Origin of the sequence: Gilliamella sp. BG3, from assembly GCF_046635605.1 — a bacterium.
Classification (GTDB): domain Bacteria; phylum Pseudomonadota; class Gammaproteobacteria; order Enterobacterales; family Orbaceae; genus Gilliamella; species Gilliamella bombi.
On the sequence record NZ_JBIDFE010000003.1, the window covers coordinates 161,297 to 179,109 of the forward strand.

Annotated in this window: 19 protein-coding genes and 1 tRNA gene; 13 read left to right on the forward strand and 7 right to left on the reverse strand. The window is 33.8% G+C overall.

The window, feature by feature from the left end; translation table 11 throughout:
• Positions 1 to 322 precede the first annotated feature (322 nt).
• Entirely contained in the window at positions 323 to 1,249 is a 927-nt protein-coding gene (locus ACGH6S_RS02400; RefSeq protein WP_296300794.1) for a hypothetical protein, read from the forward strand.
• A 249-nt stretch (positions 1,250 to 1,498) separates the two neighbouring features.
• Here ACGH6S_RS02400 and ACGH6S_RS02405 read toward each other — a convergent pair whose 3' ends face one another.
• The gene (locus ACGH6S_RS02405; RefSeq protein ID WP_174798547.1) at positions 1,499 to 2,080 is read right to left on the reverse strand and encodes an IMPACT family protein; all 582 of its coding nucleotides are present in this window, start codon (positions 2,078 to 2,080) and stop codon (positions 1,499 to 1,501) included.
• A gap of 59 nt (positions 2,081 to 2,139) precedes the next feature.
• Here ACGH6S_RS02405 and nfi point away from each other — a divergent pair, with 59 nt between their 5' ends.
• Both nfi and ACGH6S_RS02415 read left to right on the forward strand, forming a co-directional pair.
• Complete coding sequence (gene nfi, locus ACGH6S_RS02410; protein WP_411578675.1) at positions 2,140 to 2,805, forward strand: deoxyribonuclease V; 666 nt, start codon at positions 2,140 to 2,142, stop codon at positions 2,803 to 2,805.
• Positions 2,795 to 3,541, forward strand: a complete 747-nt coding sequence (locus ACGH6S_RS02415; RefSeq protein ID WP_411578660.1) for a tRNA1(Val) (adenine(37)-N6)-methyltransferase — start codon at positions 2,795 to 2,797, stop codon at positions 3,539 to 3,541. Before nfi ends, ACGH6S_RS02415 begins: the two co-directional genes overlap by 11 nt.
• Before the next feature lie 11 nt (positions 3,542 to 3,552).
• On the opposite strand, the gene ACGH6S_RS02420 is transcribed toward ACGH6S_RS02415, so the two are convergent.
• The 6 genes from ACGH6S_RS02420 to lolB all read right to left on the reverse strand — a co-directional run bounded on the left by ACGH6S_RS02420 (position 3,553) and on the right by lolB (position 9,555).
• Positions 3,553 to 4,962 (reverse strand): basic amino acid/polyamine antiporter, encoded by a 1,410-nt coding sequence (locus ACGH6S_RS02420; protein WP_065590444.1) that lies wholly within the window; start codon positions 4,960 to 4,962, stop codon positions 3,553 to 3,555.
• Between the two features lie 51 nt (positions 4,963 to 5,013).
• Positions 5,014 to 5,784, reverse strand: coding sequence for a dimethylargininase (gene ddaH, locus ACGH6S_RS02425; protein ID WP_065608562.1), 771 nt, complete (start codon positions 5,782 to 5,784; stop codon positions 5,014 to 5,016).
• A 272-nt stretch (positions 5,785 to 6,056) separates the two neighbouring features.
• Positions 6,057 to 6,608: an adenine phosphoribosyltransferase gene (gene apt, locus ACGH6S_RS02430; RefSeq protein ID WP_065559991.1), complete on the reverse strand. Its 552-nt coding sequence runs from the start codon at positions 6,606 to 6,608 to the stop codon at positions 6,057 to 6,059.
• A 172-nt stretch (positions 6,609 to 6,780) separates the two neighbouring features.
• Positions 6,781 to 7,833 (reverse strand): bifunctional transcriptional activator/DNA repair enzyme AdaA, encoded by a 1,053-nt coding sequence (locus ACGH6S_RS02435; protein ID WP_411578659.1) that lies wholly within the window; start codon positions 7,831 to 7,833, stop codon positions 6,781 to 6,783.
• Between the two features lie 246 nt (positions 7,834 to 8,079).
• Entirely contained in the window at positions 8,080 to 8,922 is an 843-nt protein-coding gene (ispE, locus tag ACGH6S_RS02440) for a 4-(cytidine 5'-diphospho)-2-C-methyl-D-erythritol kinase (protein ID WP_174798539.1), read from the reverse strand.
• Positions 8,923 to 8,934: 12 nt separating this feature from the next.
• A complete protein-coding gene (lolB, locus tag ACGH6S_RS02445; protein WP_034914549.1) occupies positions 8,935 to 9,555 on the reverse strand; it encodes a lipoprotein insertase outer membrane protein LolB in 621 nt (206 codons plus the stop codon).
• A gap of 166 nt (positions 9,556 to 9,721) precedes the next feature.
• On the opposite strand from lolB, the gene hemA reads away from it, so the two are divergent.
• The 10 genes from hemA to ACGH6S_RS02495 all read left to right on the forward strand — a co-directional run bounded on the left by hemA (position 9,722) and on the right by ACGH6S_RS02495 (position 17,473).
• Entirely contained in the window at positions 9,722 to 10,993 is a 1,272-nt protein-coding gene (gene hemA, locus ACGH6S_RS02450) for a glutamyl-tRNA reductase (RefSeq protein WP_065559989.1), read from the forward strand.
• A 36-nt stretch (positions 10,994 to 11,029) separates the two neighbouring features.
• Entirely contained in the window at positions 11,030 to 11,287 is a 258-nt protein-coding gene (locus ACGH6S_RS02455) for a DUF1289 domain-containing protein (protein WP_065625977.1), read from the forward strand.
• Positions 11,288 to 11,405: 118 nt separating this feature from the next.
• A complete protein-coding gene (locus ACGH6S_RS02460) occupies positions 11,406 to 11,648 on the forward strand; it encodes a zinc ribbon domain-containing protein (protein WP_065575322.1) in 243 nt (80 codons plus the stop codon).
• 98 nt (positions 11,649 to 11,746) lie between these two features.
• Positions 11,747 to 11,833, forward strand: a tRNA-Leu gene (locus ACGH6S_RS02465).
• Between the two features lie 476 nt (positions 11,834 to 12,309).
• Positions 12,310 to 13,254 carry a WYL domain-containing protein gene (locus ACGH6S_RS02470; RefSeq protein WP_174798537.1) on the forward strand — a complete coding sequence of 315 codons (945 nt, stop codon included), beginning with the start codon at positions 12,310 to 12,312 and terminating at the stop codon, positions 13,252 to 13,254.
• A gap of 60 nt (positions 13,255 to 13,314) precedes the next feature.
• The gene (locus ACGH6S_RS02475) at positions 13,315 to 14,385 is read left to right on the forward strand and encodes a hypothetical protein (RefSeq protein WP_034914564.1); all 1,071 of its coding nucleotides are present in this window, start codon (positions 13,315 to 13,317) and stop codon (positions 14,383 to 14,385) included.
• A gap of 62 nt (positions 14,386 to 14,447) precedes the next feature.
• Complete coding sequence (locus ACGH6S_RS02480) at positions 14,448 to 16,019, forward strand: cobalamin adenosyltransferase (protein ID WP_174798536.1); 1,572 nt, start codon at positions 14,448 to 14,450, stop codon at positions 16,017 to 16,019.
• Positions 16,016 to 16,282, forward strand: a complete 267-nt coding sequence (locus tag ACGH6S_RS02485; RefSeq protein WP_174798535.1) for a YkgJ family cysteine cluster protein — start codon at positions 16,016 to 16,018, stop codon at positions 16,280 to 16,282. The genes ACGH6S_RS02480 and ACGH6S_RS02485 overlap by 4 nt, the downstream gene beginning before the upstream one ends.
• Before the next feature lie 113 nt (positions 16,283 to 16,395).
• Positions 16,396 to 17,193, forward strand: a complete 798-nt coding sequence (locus ACGH6S_RS02490) for a DUF3944 domain-containing protein (RefSeq protein WP_174798534.1) — start codon at positions 16,396 to 16,398, stop codon at positions 17,191 to 17,193.
• Positions 17,194 to 17,263: 70 nt separating this feature from the next.
• Positions 17,264 to 17,473: a hypothetical protein gene (locus ACGH6S_RS02495; RefSeq protein ID WP_034914571.1), complete on the forward strand. Its 210-nt coding sequence runs from the start codon at positions 17,264 to 17,266 to the stop codon at positions 17,471 to 17,473.
• Positions 17,474 to 17,813: the final 340 nt, after the last annotated feature.

The window sequence follows — 17,813 nt, forward strand, 5'->3', positions numbered from 1 at the left end:
CATATGCTAATTAAAAAATTGCATAAAAAACTAGCCAAGTTTTTTTAAAATGGCTATACTTTAATCTCCTTAAAGGAATAGATTATTAAATAATCAAATAAATATAAAAATTAAAATAAATCATTAATTTACTTGACAGGTGAACCGTAATGCATTATCATTTTAGACACCAGACACCAGACACCAGCACTGGCAAACCTATGTCTTAAATTTATCAAATAAACATACTGGTTGGATTTTTAGCCCCGCCACGTTTATATTTCCAAAGTTATCTTCCAAATTATTATCAAAATTATTCCGAAAATTTCTGTTAGTATTGGTATTGTTATTATTATCTTCTTTATGGAGTTTACAGGCATTACCCGTTAAAAATGGTCGAAGGATTAATCGTAGTGATGCCGTAATACTGCCATCGTCACAATGGGGGGAGCTTAAATTTGTAAAGCCCAATCTTGAGCTGGGTGGACTCCATTTTGCTGGCCCTGCTGATATATGGCACCCAGATTATGGGTTCTTAGTTCAATCAACCGATCAGGGATCATATAACCTAAATTTTCCGACAACGGGCGCAAATGGGTTATATTTTGATTTAATCATAAGGGGAGATGCCGATGAATTAACATGGGGAACGCCAATTACGCATGATGGAATTACCGCTACAGTAACAAGAAAAACAAAATGTAATGCCCAATGCGATGTTGAATTTCGCGTTACACTAACAGGTCCAGAGGCAAGAAATCAATGGTTCAATCCTTATTCTAGTCGAATTGCTAGGCCAAGGTTACCGCTGACCTTTGAGTTAGTGGGGAGAGATAGAGAGGGGAACGAGGTAATTAAGTATGGATTTGTCCTGCAAAAATGGTTCGTAGTTAGGGGGGCTGAATTATATCACTACCCTGATATGGTAACTTGGTGTAGTGGTTTGGGTTATCGTGTGCCACAGGTTAAGGATCTGACTAACGCTGTTTGTTCTGGTATTGGCTCAGGTCCGAATTGCCAAGGCTCTATCGGCGCTACACCTCCATCAAAAAATAATAATTACCTGCGTACAATAGGTGCTGGATTATTTTCGGAGTGGGGCTTTATGTATCATTACGCTGGTGCGGACTTCGTTGACCAAAACTATTGGACAAGTGACACGACTAGAATAGGGCAGTTTAGTGGTCAGTTTGATGTGGGAGCTAGTAACGGTGATATTTTTTGGTTCAAGACTTCTATTATTAATTATGGTCTTTGCACCACCCCTTAGTTTTTATGACTTAGTTATTAATCTTTATGGTGCTGATGATATTCTGATATTAATAAAGAATAATCAATAAAAGAATAAAATTCCAGTGCGAGGAGGACAGCCAAAATAGCAAAGCCTGAGAGCTTTGCATTTTAATGACTGAAAGTCCAAAAGCACTTTTATTAAAAATTAAACTTGATATAACAAAAGATAGTCAATAAAAAAATTAATCTTTTATAAAATAAAATCAATATTCTACCTGAGTGATTATTATAGTTCAATAATAACTCGTCCACGAGTGATGTCGCTAATATTTTTTTGTAGGAGTTGCGATTTGTCTTTTGTGATAGCGACGTTTACTTTTACACCTTCAGCATCAAACTCTTGATTTTCAACAATGGAATCAAGTTCCTTTAGACGATTTTCGATAATTGGCCATTCGTTATAATAACAGTGAAATTGTAGCGTTATGCGGGCAATGAGTTCAATTAGCTCAGCTTGTTGTAAGCAGTGGCTAGCTGAACCGCCATAGGCACGAATTAATCCTCCAGTACCTAATTTTATGCCACCAAAGTAACGAGTCACTACTACAACTACTTGGTCACAATCTTGTCCTTCAATGGCTGAAAGAATAGGGCGACCTGCTGTACTAGTGGGCTCGCCATCGTCATTAAATCGGTATTGTTGTCCAATCTTCCATGCCCAGCAGTTGTGGGTGGCGTTGAGATCGCTTATTTGATTAATAAAGTCGGTGGCTTGTTCAGCTGATGTGACTGGCGCTGCATTGACAATAAAACGACTTTTTTTGATTTCTTCTGTTAACTCGGTAGGATTTGCTAATGTATATGGCATGCTAATTCTGATAAAATCAATCTATTGGAATAATGATACTGAACAGAATAAAAATGTCTATCAATTTAGAACAATTAATGCAAACACAGCAGGCGTTAGCCAAGCAGGTTAAATGCGATGATGACTTTAATCCGTCAATAAATTACGTTGGTGGTACTGATGTCGGTTTTGAAGATAATGGCAAGATTACTCGAGCAGCAATCGTTATTTTGCGATATCCAACTTTCGAGGTTGTTGAGTATCATATTGCTCGGGTTGAGACAGGGTTTCCTTATATTCCTGGTTATTTGTCTTTTCGGGAATACCCTGCGCTACTTGCCGCTTGGCAGCAGGTAAAACAAAAGCCTGATTTATTGTTAGTTGATGGGCAAGGTGTTGCACATCCTAGGCGGTTAGGTATTGCGAGTCATTTAGGTTTGTTGTTAGATATGCCAACAATTGGTGTTGCTAAAAAAAGGCTTTGCGGTCAATACGAAATATTACCTAAGCAAGCAGGTAATGTAACACCTTTACAAGACAAGCAAGAACAGATTGGTTGGGTTTTATGTAGTAAAAATAATTGCAATCCTTTATTTATTTCAACAGGTCACCGAGTAAGTCAAGATAGTGCCTTAAAATGGGTTAATTTATGCTTGCGGGGCTATCGTTTGCCAGAACCGACTCGCTGGGCTGATGCGATAGCATCCAACAAGCCTTTGTTTAAGAAGTTTATTTATGCAGAATAATTCATTACCGTTAAAAAAAGGTGGCTTTACTTTTAAGCGTTTTTTTGTGGCGCACGATAAAAGTCCAATGAAGGTAACAACCGATAGTTGTTTGTTAGGGGCTTGGGTTCCGATTGATTCTGCTCCGCAAAAGGTACTCGATATTGGCTGTGGTTGTGGTGTAATTGCGTTAATGTTAGCTCAGCGGTTAGAACATGATAGCAGCCAAATTGATGCCATCGATATTGATATGCAGGCGGTAGCACAATGTCAGCAAAATAACCAACAAGCTGGGTTTACTTCGATTAATGCGATTAATGCTGATATTAATCAATTTCAGTTAAGTTATGCGGTGGGCTATGATTTGATTGTGACTAATCCCCCTTATTTTGAATCTGCCGTTGATTGTCGCAATTCCCAAAGACAGTTGGCACGTTATACCGAATGCTTGAACTTTCAACAGCTTATTGACACAGTTAAGCGCTTACTAAAACCGAAAGGGCAATTTTGTTTAGTTTTACCTTATCATTTATCCAATCAGTTTAGGTTATTATGTGAATCTAATCAGTTATATTTATTCCAACTGATGAATGTTAGATATAGTGCAGATAAAGACTTTTCGTTATCATTATTGGCTTTTTCATTTATCCAGGCTAATAAAATTGATGAGCAGCAATTGTGTATGCGAGATGGTGATGGGCGTTATTCTCAAGACTTCAGAAAGCTATTAGCTGACTTTTATTTATTTCGAAAATAACGCCTAACTAATTAATTTGGTGTTATGTAGAAGTGTAAAATAGCGATGATAGCTAATAGGATGATTGCAATAGCGTACACTTTGTCATGCAAGTAACTAAATGCTGGCAAAGATCGTTCCTTTCTGGCATAAAGGTAAAAACAGAGTCCCATACTATAGAGTATCATCGACAGTAATAAATAAACTGTGCCACCAGCATAAATCAACCATATGCCATAAAGCGATCCTAAAGCGCCAATCATAATTAAGTAGGCTTTACCTTGTTGAACGGCTAATTTAAAAACAAAGAGAGCCGCCAGTAAATAGGGAATAAGCACCATTGAGGTTGATAATTGGATTAAGGTGTTGTAGCCAGATTGATAGTAGTGGGCAAGGATAATTAATACGGTTATTAAACATGTTGTTAACCATAATGCGTTGGATGGCGTGCCTGCTTTGTTGAGTTTTCCAAAACAACTTGGTACTGTGTGTTGTGTGCCTTGGCCAGCTAAAAATAGCATTTCGGCCGCTAGCATTAACCATGATAGTAATCCACCACTGACTGACACAATTAAACCAATATTAATTAATGTTGCTCCCCAGCTGCCTACTACATGTTCAATGACAAGTGCCATGGAAGGGTTTTTCATTTGAGCAAGTTCTTGTTGTGGCACAATACCAAGCGATAACACTGATACGCAAACAAGTAATAAGCTAGTAATAGCAAAGCCAAAAAAGGTAGCTCGGCTAATGCTGATGATGTTTTTGGCTCTAGCAGCATACACAGTTGCGCTTTCAATCCCTAAGTAGACCCAAACGGTATAGAGCATGGTGTTTTTTACTTGCTCGATAATTGAGCCTAATTGCGGTGTTCCCCAAAAATCTATCTTAAATGTCGATATTTTAAAGGCAAGGCTAACACAAACAATAAATAAACCAATAGGCACGATTTTCGCTAATGTTACTAGGCAATTTAATAAAAAAGCACGATATATTCCTTTTAATACAAAATAGTGCACTATCCATAAAAATATGATAGCTGTAATAACGGCAGGTAATGTGGTACCATGACCAAAGAAGCTCAAGCAATCAAAAGATCCTAATGCACTAAATAAAATCACTAGGTAGCTGGTGCACGACATCCATGCTGATATCCAGTAGCCCCATGCGGCATTAAAGCCGATATAATCGCCAAAACCTTCACGCACATAACCATATAATCCATCATTGATTTTGTAAAATCGAATCGATAAATACTGAAATATCCGTGTTAGCATTAACATGCCAAATAGGGTTATTATCCATGCAATTAAAATAGCGCCAGAGCCCGAACTTTCGGCCATGTTTTGTGGTAGGCTGAAAATACCGCTGCCTACAATACTGCCAACCACTAACAGTGTGAGTGGCAGGATGCCTAGCTTTTTTCTTACCGATGTATTCATGTTGTTGTCTTATTATGTGGTTTAGTACGGTTAATATTTAATATAGATCGATTAAAATCTTAGTGACATGCAACTTACGCCACCATCAATCTTTTGATATTCCGATGTATCAACTTCAATAACTTGATAACCAAGTTTTTCTATTTTTGCTTTTGTTGTTGGATAGCCCATCGGCATTATTACGTGATCATTAACCCAAATACAGTTGGCAGCATAACTTTCTTGTTCGGGAATTTCGATAATATTAAAGCGTTGAAACTCTGGTTTAGTTATAAATTCGCCTGCTGCTAATAGGTTATTGTTTTCTAAATAAGCTAAACCTGTTTTTAGATGTAATACTTTTTCAAGCTTAACTACCGAACCAGTTAATCCGTACTTCTCTAAAATAGCTATCATTTGGTTAGCACCAGCTTGGTTGGTTCGAGCAGATAAGCCAATATAGTAGTGGTTTTCAACCATCATTATATCGCCAGCTTCAACGGTGCCTGGTGCGGTGATTCGCTCAACTTTATTGGGATAAAATCGTTCAATGGTGTCTGATATAATTTCGGTTTCTGCTCGGCGACTTTCAGCTCCAGGCCTTGTAATAATTGCACAATATGGGGTACAAAGCACAGCGTCTTCAACAAAGACTGAATCAGGAAAACGTTCGTCGGGTGGTAAAATAGTGATATCAACATCGCACTGCTGTAGTGCTCGAATGTAATAGTTATGCTGATCTAAGGCCTTTTGATAATCAGGTTTACCCAAGTTAGCTGACGTTAATCCGTTAATTAAAGATTTGGCGGGTGTTCTTGCAATAATATGGTTAAATTTTTTCATTCTATCTATTTCCTTTTGCTTTAAATAATTATGCTTTATTTATGAATAATAATTCACATTTATAGCTTTATCAAGATGTAAAGTGTATTTTTATTCGTTTTTGGAGGTTTTGTTGGTTTTTTATCTTGATTTATTTAGCTGAATTTAGATAGAGTGGTGGTACATATCTATTTTTTATGCAATGAAAATGACTAACTTATTTTATTTTAGAAAGGAAAGGAGATAAAAGTATTCAAAATAAAAAAAGGCACTAATTGTGCCCTTAATAGTAATTATTCGCCGTCAAAATTAACTAAAGTAAAGCAATCAATTCCCATATCCGTTAACTTTGTTTTGCCACCTAAATCTGGTAAGTTGATTACAAATGCGGCGTTTTCGGCAATGCCACCAGCTTTACGAATTAAATTCGCTGTTGCAGCAATTGTTCCACCTGTAGCAAGTAAATCATCAATAATTAATACTCGTTCACCTGGTTTAATGGCATCAGTGTGAATTTCTAACGTATCTGTACCGTACTCAAGCTGATATTCTTCTTTAAATACGTGGCGAGGCAATTTATTAGGTTTTCGAACAGGAATAAAACCGACACCTAACGCTAACGCAATTGGTGCAGCAAAAATAAAGCCTCGAGCTTCTGTGCCTACTACTTTATCAATTTTTTTATCACGATAATGATCAATTAATAATTCAACAGTGGTTTTAAATGCAGCAGGATCAGCAAGTAAACTTGTGATGTCACGAAACAAAACCCCTTCTTTTGGATAGTTGGGAATAGTAAGAATGCTGTCTTTAATTAATGCAAGTTTTTCTTGTAACTGATTCATCTAAATGCTCTCTAAGTTCTTCTATAAGAGTTGCTAATCTTACATTATATACCTGCAAACTTTTTAGTTGCAACAAAGAAACCGTAATATCATGCTGAAACCTAGCAATACTTATAATTTAAGTAATAAAACTGTCATTACTGTATTTAGCACAGCAATTATAATGGAACAATTAAGAATGTCTTTTTTCATGTTCAATTAACCATCGTTTCCTTTCTAGCCCTCCGACATATCCCATTAATTCGCCATTTGAGCCAACGACTCGGTGGCAAGGTATGATAATTGCAATTCGATTAAATCCATTTGCGCTTGCAATTGCACGAATAGCATGTGGATTATTGATGTTTTCTGCTTGCTCTTTATAGGTAGTTAGTTTTCCATAAGGGATTTGTTTTAAACTGTCCCAAACAGTTTGCTGAAAATCTGTTCCAGGAGTATGTAATTTAACTGCAAAATATTTTCTTCTTCCTTGAAAATATTCATCAATTTCATTTTTAGCTTGAACAATATGGCTATTTTCTCCAAAAATAATTTTTGTATTAAGTTGTGTTTGTAATTGTTTAAATTCTGTTTCTAACATTCGACGATCCACGAATTCTAATAGGCAAATACCTTGATTAGTGGCGCAAATAAACATTGGTCCCAATGGTGTAGTTAGGCGATTAACCAAAATAATTTCGTTATTAGTATTTTGAGATGGGGCATTTTTCATTATTTTTTTGTAAGTGTATCCAAAACCACTTAATGACTCATATCCTGTATCATAAGCGGTATTAATGACATTTTTACCAATTTTAAGCTCTTGAAAGGCATTATTTATTCGATACATCCTTTGATAGGCTTGGAAGGTAATACCATAATTTTTTTTGAACCAGCGTCTGATCGTTTCGGGGCTTATTTGATGCTCTTTTAATATCATATCGGATATTTTTGTTTTAGGATTTTGGGTAATTAATGCGATAGCTTTAATGACTTCTGATGGTGCTGCGTTAGAATTTTCAGTTGGTTTGCAAATTTTACAAGGACGATATCCAGCATCAAGAGCTTCTTTGAAAGTGCTAAAAAATTCTACATTTTCATATTTTGGTTTCTTTGCCCGACAAGTTGCAATACAAAATACCGAAGTTGTTTTAACTCCAGCATAGAATATCCCAATATAGCCTTGGTCTTTTGCAAGTAAAGCCTGATAATATTGTTTCCTTTTGTCTAAATTGGTAATAAGCATAATTTTTAAAATCTTAATTTTAGTTAATTGATAACTGGGTTTTGTAATCTGGTCAGCATATTAAATAAACAATAAGCATCGCAACCGAAAAATCGACAACTATTTTTATTTTACTGTTTTTATGGTTTATAAATATAATTGGTGATTACCACATTCTATCTTTGTCAAAATGTGGTTATATTTAATATATAAATATTGACGTAATAAAACCTTAACCATTTAATGATTGTTGATTAAGGTTTTTGTTTAATTTGTGAATAAAGGAGAGGTGTTTAACGATTTTGCGACAAAACTATTAACTGATAGTGCTGCATTAAGTTTGCCTTGAATGGCTAATGCTTGTTGCTTTGATTCACATTGGGTAAAAACACATGCACCAGTTCCTGTTAATCGAGTTGTACCATATTGGGAAAGGTAAGTAATTATTTTATTTATTGTTGGATAACGTTTCCTAACTACTTCCTCACAATCATTTTTTAATTCGTTAAACTTCAATGAAAGTAAATCAGTAATGCTTTGAGCTGGCGTATTGCGAGTTAGCTCAGGAGCATTAAATATTTCGACTGTTGATATTTCAATATTAGGGCAAGTGACTAAATACCAATATTCAGGAATATCTACAGGGTGAAATTGATCGCCAATTCCTTCGGCAAAAGCCGCATGACCATAAATAAAAATAGGGACATCGGCACCAATTTTTCGTCCTATATCCATTAGTATTTCGGTTGATAAATTAAGTTGCCATAGCTGATTAAGTGCTACTAATACTGTTGCAGCATTAGATGAGGCTCCTCCTAATCCACCACCCATAGGAATTTTTTTATCAATTGTAATATCTACACCTAAATCATTACGGTTGGTATAGGATTTCAATTGTTCAGCAGCAACAACAATTAAGTTTTTATTAACGGGTACATTTGTAAAATCGGTTAATAAGTTAATTTTATTATCTTGACGAACATTAAAGATTAGGATGTCGCAATAATCAATAAATTGAAATAACGTTTGCAAATTATGATAATTGTCAGAACGGCGTCCAGTGATATAAAGGAATAAATTTAATTTAGCAGGTGATAACCACTGTTTCATAACTATTATCCTTTATCGTAAAATCCAGTCACTAATTTTTAAGCGAACAACTTCGTCATCATGCGTAAGCTCTATAGTTGCAGGTAAATCTATCTTTTTGTTTTGATAAGTATAAGTAGAGTAACTTGGAATTTTTAATGTCCATTTATTGTTATTTTGTATAAAGACAGTTGAAAGTAATCTTCCTGAACTATCTAACTTGTCAGTATTGATGTTGTCTGAAAATCCTTTTAACCAATTATGCAAAGAATTAAGTGGAATATTTACATTGGATATCTTTTTCATAAGATTTTCAACATTGGTATCTTGGTAATTTCTACCGTCTTTATCAACCAGTTGAGCATAATTAGGTTCGGCGTTTAATGTTAAAATATTGCTACCAATGGGGGAGGTTAATTTAACTTGGTAGTTATCAGTTGATTGTTGAGCTATTAAAAATCGTCCATAATTACGAGATTTATCACTTATGTAAGCTATACTACCTTTAACTTGGAATGTGTTTATTTGTTTTAGATTTTGTTGGCGGATTTGCCACTGCTGTTCAATCGAAGTGTTGTTTTGAGATTTTGTTATTTGGCAAGCGGTGATAAGTAAAGGTAATATGAAAACAAATATATATTTGATTTTAGACATAAAATAACTCTTAGTTGTTAGTGTTTGTGTCAATAAGTGCAGTATTATAACTGATAATTTACTGAATAAGAAAAAGAACCTTTACTGTTTTTTATGTATAATATAGACGTTTAAGAACTGTTAATAAAATAATATATCTAATAACCTTCAAAAAAGAAGCGATGCAATGTCTATTACAATTTTTGGTGTTAATCATAAAACAGCGCCAGTTGCTTTAAGGGAAAGGCTTGCTTTTCCTAATGAGATTGTCGATAAAGCACTATACAGCTTATACCAACATCCTTTAGTTGATGGGTGTGTTATTTTGTCTACCTGCAATAGAACAGAAATTTATCTTAGTTATGAGCATCAAACTGACTATCTAAGATTAAAACAATCTGTAGAAAGTTGGTTAGGACAATTTCATCATCTTGATGTTGATCTATACCAAGATTCATTTTATTGGTATGACGGTCAACAAGCTGTTGAACATTTGATGTCGGTAGCAAGTGGTTTAGATTCTATGATCATTGGTGAGCCACAAATTCTAGGGCAAGTTAAGCAAGCATATAGTTTTGCTCAAGAACAAAATTGCTTATCTGTTCAATTAAAAAAACTATTTCAAAAAGTATTTCATGTAGCGAAAATTGTCCGTAGTGAAACCAATATTGGCACTAATACAGCATCTGTCGCTTATGCTGCTTGTTTAGTTGCTCGCCATCTTTTTAGTGATACCTCTAATTTAAATATTATGCTTGTTGGCGCGGGTGAAACAATAGAGCTTATTTCACGTTACTTAAAACCGCATGGATTTAATCAAGTTATTATTGCCAATCGAACCCGTGAAAAGGCATTAAAACTTGCGGTTGATATTGATGCAGAAATCATTTCATTACCTGATATCGCTAATCGACTTAAAGATGTTGATATTGTGATCAGCTCAACAGCGAGTCCTTTACCTATTATAGGTAAAGGCATGGTTGAGCGCACTTTACGAGCTAGAAATCATCGTAAAATGCTGTTTATTGATTTAGCTGTTCCTCGCGATGTCGAGGAAGAGGTTAGTCAACTCAATAATGTGCATCTTTATACTATTGATGACTTACAAAAAACGGTTGAAAGTAATTTAGAACAAAGAGCTATTGCCGCTAAAGAAGCGCAATATCTTATTCAAGAACAAGCTGAACTTTTCATTGATTGGCTTAAGACTAGACATGCAGTTGCTTATGTTAAGCAGTATCGTAGTAATGCAGAAAGTATCAAACGTGAGTTACAAATAAAAGCCTTAAATGCCATCAGGCAGGGCGCTAACATTGACGATGTTTTTGCTGAGTTTTCGCATCGCTTAACCAATAAATTAATCCACGCACCGACTCAAACATTACTTCATGCAGCTACACATGATTGTGATGACTGTTTTAAAGTATTAAGTAAAGGATTAGGATTAAAAGAACATTAGTCAATATGTCGTTTTGCTTAGGAAACGAGGAATAAATTGGATCAGATTGAATTTTTTGATATTCCAAGCCCGTGTAAACGAGTTTGTGTAACTGATAAACAAGGCTATTGTATTGCTTGTTATCGCTCAAGAGAAGAAAGATTTAGTTGGTTAACCTTGAGTGATAGCCAAAAGCAAAAAGTTTTGCGTTTATGTAAACAACGGGCATTAAAACGCCGTTATCTATTATCAAAACAGCAACGACAACAACAAGACTTAAATCCAGTAACACCTCAATTCGATCTTAATTTCTAAATCTATTTATCTATTTTTAATATATATTGTAATCTTGTTTAACTCAGAGTAGGATTTTTATACATATAAAGATGGCAATTATTTAGTCACCTTTTTTAATATTATTGGAATTTAAAATATGAAAATGTGTATTGCATGTGGCATGCCAATGACTGCTATTGCTGATTATCCATTGCTCGATATGTCTAAAAACTATTGTAAACATTGTGCTCATAAAGATGGCACAATGAAAACATTTGATGAAAAATGGCATGAAGTTACATTACAATATGCTCAAAATCACAATGTTGATAATGCAGTAGCTAAACAAACTGCTTATATAATCCTTAAAAAATTACCTGCTTGGAAACGCAGGTGGTAGTTGATTTTTTAGGCAACCAAAACGCTTTACGATAATACCTGTTGCAGATATTGTAAAGCTTAGTATAATGCTAACGTTTACTTATTTACACGTTTAATGCCAGTGTGGCGAAATTGGTAGACGCAGCGGATTCAAAATCCGCCGCCCTTAAAAGCGTGTCGGTTCGAGTCCGACCACTGGCACCAAGTCACAAAGAACACCAGCTTAAAGCTGGTTTTTTTATGTCTAAAGTCTTATCAAAACTGAGTTCAGCTATATTTAATAAACTAGCTAACTAATCTCTACTGAAATTACATCAAAATAAGCACAAAAAAGATAGAATTGAGTAATATTGATCGAAATAAACGATCAATGATCATTAATTGATCGAAAATTCCGATATGACAATTTTCTCTTATTCATCAATAATTAAATAAAAAAATAATTCTTTTTATTTCTTTTTCCGTAGATAGGAAAAACAATCTGATAATTTAATGCGTAATCAGAATATAACATTATTAATGTAAATGTTATCGGATTTTTATTCAGATCAAGCATAAAGTTTAATTTATAAATTCAGTTAATACTTTAAGTTAAGAAAAGCTATATTATTCTGTAAAAATTTTTGATTAAAAATAAAGCAATATTTCTAATTAGGGAAAAGGTTACAATAGGTAAATAGATGATGGGTAGGAAGAAAGATTCAAATGTTAGTGCAGGACAAAAACTGTTGAAAATGTATCACATTTTGCTATCAGATAATAAACCGCATTATCAATCAGATTTAGCTGAAATACTAAACTGTTCTGCTCAAACAGTAATACGACTAGCTGAACAGATCGAGTTATCTTTCCCTGAATGTTTCTGCTCTGGCAAGGAAAAAAATCGTCGTTGGTATAGTTTGCAGATCAATCATAAAAATACACTAGGTTTAAATTATCAGGAATTACGATATCTAAGTTTGTGCCGCGAATTGTCCAAACCCTTTATTCCACCAGAGATTGGTGAACGTATTGATCAAACATTATTGCATCTTTCTATGTTGTTATTAGAGTTAGATACAAGAGAACACTTTTCACTAAGTAAACCTATTGCCTTTTTTAGTAAAGGGAAGATTGATTATTCAGAGAAAGTTAGCATTATTGAGGACTTATTAAAGTGTATTGAAAACAAGACTTTTTGCCACATTCATTATATTGCTAGTGGTAATCAACAAGGAAAAAACCACTATTTTATTCCGCAAAAAGTAATTGCAATGAATCATGCCTTATACGTTTATGGCGTAATTTCAAATAACGTTGCGACAGAATTAAAACACAGTACTTGTTTGGCAATCCACCGAATAAAAAAATTAGATTTTATTAACCAAAAAGTTGCTATATCAGTACCAGATCACATTCAAAATAAAACTACGTTTGGTTTACCAGAACATGAACCTCGTACTTTTTCAATTCAATTTACCAAATCAGCGGCTGGTTATGTCAAAGAAAGAATTTGGTGCGATGAACAAAAAATCGAAGAAATCGAAAATGGCGAAATTATTCTTACTATCACCACATCTAGTGAACGTGAGTTAAACGCTTGGGTTAGGGGGTTTGGAGAGCAAGCAAAGATGATCACATCCTAGTTTTATTGCGATACAAACATAATATATTTTAATTAACATAAATTTAACGAGGAAATAACAATGGCATTACCTATTATTCTTGCAGGTGCAGCTGCAGTCGCTGCAGCAGTTGGTGGCAAAAAAGCATACGATGGTTATCAACTAAAATCAGAAGCTGATGAAATCTTGGAAAGAACCAAAAGCCGATATAACAAACGAAAAGATGAACTGGATGTATTAAACAAAGTTTCAGAACAGAAATTAGAGCGATTAGGTACATTAGAACTTAATATTGGTAAATCATTTGGTGAATTTAAAAAAATTTCCGACGAATTATTAAAACAATTGAAACAAAATGACAATAAAGATCTTAAGTTATCTGTTCCTAAAGTTAAGATGGATAAAATTGAAGAATATTCTTTTTCTACAGTGGGGTTTTTAGGTACGGTTGCAGCATCTGGTGCAGCGGGAGCAGCTGCAAGTTTTGCGGTATATAGCGGAGTAATGGCTTTTGCAGCTGCTTCAACAGGAACACCTATTGCCGCTTTATCTGGCGTAGCTGCATATAATGCCACTATGGCCGCTATTGGAGGTGGATCACTTGCTGCTGGAGGTTGGGGAATGGCTGGTGGAGCAATGGTTTTAGGTGCTGCAGCCATTGCGCCAATGATTGCTATTGCTGGTTTTGCGTATGCAAACCACGCTGAAAAAGCATTAGAAAATGCAAAAAAATCAAGTTCTGAAGCTGACACAGCAATAACAAAAATGGATTTAATTGATAAACATTTATCTAATACAAATAACTATGTGGATAAAATTTATACATCGTTGGAAAAAATCAATCAGACCTTTAATTATTACTTTTCTGCTTTAAAAGAGTTGCATCAAAAGATAGTGGTTCTTGGTTGGGGAGAAGATATTAGCGATAATTCGGAAAAGAGCTTAAGAGTTATTAATAACGGTTATTTATTGGCAGCTATTATGACCGATATTATTACAACCCCACTTTTTAAAATTAAAACAGTATCCGAAGATAGTATTGTTGAAGTCGAAAAAGATAGTGATGGATTCAATATTCTTAATCAAGAAGAATTAGATAATGTATTAATTAACAAAGAAAAAGAATATAAAGATTTTACTCAGGAAATGTAATGATAAAAGCCAAGAATACTTGGCTTTTGTTTTATTGATTATATTAACGAGGACTAAAAATAATGATGAAACAGGAAATGGATTGGGGCGAAGAGTTACATAATACCGTTGTCAAATCTTTGGTAACTTCATTTGGATTAGATTTTTTATTATTTAAAGATAATGTAGGTGGAGATGTTGATACTGTTCATAATGCACGACAAAACATTTACGCAACCGATAGAGAAAGAATAATAAATGAACAAAACTCAAAATATGATTCACATGAGTATCATTCTCATGCCAATTATATTGAGACAAATCGACAAGGAAAAATCGCTCATCAAGCAAATACCTTAAAAGATGCTTACACAGGGGAAATATTTGCTCAACATGATAAAAAAAATTTAGATCATGTTATTGCTGCAAATGAAATACATCACGATCAAGGTAGAATATTAGCTGAATTATCAGGAACTGACCTTGCTAATGACAGTAGCAATTTATATTTCACTAATGAAACATTAAATAAGTCTAAGAAAGCAAGTTCAATGTCTGACTTTGTAAGCAAACTTCAAAATGAACTTACTCAAACCCGTCAAGAAATAGCTATACTAAAACAGAAAAAATCGTTAACAGATCAAGAAAAAAAATCATTAGAAAAGTTAGAAAATAAAGAAAAAGCAAACTTTAATAAAATGCTTGAAATAGACAAAAAAGCACGGGCTAAATACGAGAGAACTGTCAATATAGCCTATTATACTAGCAGTAAGTTTGCTAAAGATGTCGCTTATCAATCAGCTCTTTCTGGTTTTAAAATGGGAACAAGACAGATGCTAGGGCTTATTCTTGCTGAGGCATGGTTTGAACTACGCGATCAATTTCCTTCTATTTATGCAAATAATAAATATAATTTTTCTATAAAAAATTTTTTAAATGATATTAGCGATGTATTTAATGCTATATGGGAACGAATAAAATTAAAATTTAAAGATTTTTTTAATTCTTTCAAAGATGGCGCTGCTAGTGGTGCGTTATCGAGTGTAACCACTACTGTTACCAATATATTTTTCACTACGCAAAAAATGCTTGGAAAAATGATCCGTGAAATGTGGGGGCATATTACGGCAGCTATAAAATTAATCTTTTGCAACCCTGATTCATTGCCTTTAGGTCAATTAGTCAAAGAAGTAAGTAAAATTATTAGTGCTGGAATTTCCGTTGTTTGTGGTACTGCTATTTATAGCATATGTTCACAATTATTTGCTTTTCCATTTGGCACTGAGTTATCTGCATTTTGTAGTGCACTAGCGACTGGTATTTTAACATTAGCATTTAATCACTATCTAGATAAAGGGACTCTTCCTCAAAAAATTTGGGCTTTTTTAGATAAATTTAAAGATAAATACGAAAGAACTCTCGATTTTTTTAAAGCTGTAAATACTGAGTTAGATAATTACTTAAAAGAGTTAGCAAGGCTAGAGTTCAATATGGATACACAACAATTAGCGTCGTTTACATTGCATCTTACTATGACCAATAATGAACTAGAACGCAGCTTTCTGTTAAAAGAAGAAGTAACTCGCCGAGGAATTAAATTACCATTTGAAGCTGGCAATTTAGAATCAGTGCATTCATGGGTAAAATCATTATGAGTAATTCCCCCCCGTTTCCTTGTTATCAATGTGGAGCTTGCTGTTGCAGTGTTAATCGTTCACAAGAAACGCAATTTCTTGATAGTGGTAATGGGGTATGTCGTTATTATGACCATCAAACAAAATTATGTACCATTTATGAAACAAGGCCAGATATTTGCCGTGTAGATAAACAATACCAGCTCAATTATAAAAATAAATATAGTTGGGTTGAGTTTATCGAGATAAACACTATTGCATGCAAAATTTTGAATTCAAAATAACAAATGAACCAGTAATAAAAAATTAGAACGAAAACACCTTAAATTCCTTATGAAGGAAATTCTGATTGCTATAGTGTTGTAATCATAATTAATAATTAATAAGGGGAGTATAAATGGCTATTTATAGAGATGATTCAGACCTAGTTTTTTTAAAACAATGTACTAATGAAGATTTAGAATTATTGGTTTCTATATTGACTGTTGATCCTAAGGATAATACCCTTCGGTTTACCGAAACATTAACAAGCGATGCAAGTTATAAACGACATTATCCTAACCATCAATTATATTGGAAATCTATAGCTGCAGAGCTTCAAACATTTGGTGCAAATTCAGGAATGAATTTATTAAGGCAAGGTAAAGGGGTATGCTATCGTGAAATATTAATAGATGTATGTAATCGAACTAATACAATATTAAGTGAGCCAGCACCTTTTTTTATTGAAAAAATTGAAGATGCTTTATTAAATTCACTTCTCAAGCAATCATTAGAAAATATAAGTCAAAAAGACCTTAAAAAAATAGCAGCAGAATTGGGTAATGTTAATTCTAAAGTTACACCATCCATGGTAATGATGGGGATTCAAAATTTTATGACTTCGTCTTCTTTAATTTCAAATTATTTAATATTTAGCATTTTAAACAATTTTGGTTTTAAATCAGGAAATATAATGACAGTAATGTTACCAAGACCTTATCCGAGGCGATATCAGGAATTAGTATTATCTATTTGTTTGGCAATAAACCATTTATGGCTACTATTTAATATTACAGGACCAGCTTATCGTGTAACAATTCCAGCTTGTTTATATATAGCAACCTTAAGAAAAAAATACAATGATGCAAAAATAACGAATCATATATTAAAAAATAATATAGATCTTAAAAAAATAATGGGAAAAAATCTTTAACAAAAGTTTTTTATTTTTCTAATTAAAGTTGTGCTTATCTATTTAGCTATAAAACAATAAGGAGTTATACATGTCAATTTTTAAATTAATTAGTGTGGGTTCTGGGCTTCTTTTAACAACAGCAGCAGTATATACTGCGCAAGATAAAATAGCAAAAGCGTGTGAAGAAGATGAAGATCTTAAATCAATAAAAACAGAAGGGCGAGTATTAGCTAGTTTTGTAACCTCGGTTATTGTTGGTGGAGTTGTTAATAAGCTTATTAATCGCGTTTTTAATTAGTTGTAGGAAAAGACTGGATAGGCCACCAGACCTATCCTAAATTTTGTATATTTAATAGTTAAAGGTGACAGTTAATTCTGTCACCAAATTTTATAATAAACCAACTGATCTATCTTGTGCACAAGACCGATATTTGTTATCTAGATCAATAATATCGGCTTCAGTAGCTAGCAATGTGATAGCAATGTGAGGATTTTCCGCATTGTTTACAGTAATTTGATACAGTACTGTATTGAATATACATAAAAAACTAACGCCTTATTACAGACAAGAGATATGGCGCTTATATCATAAAGAAAAAATAACGGTCACTGATTTGGCAAAACGCTTTATGGTCAGT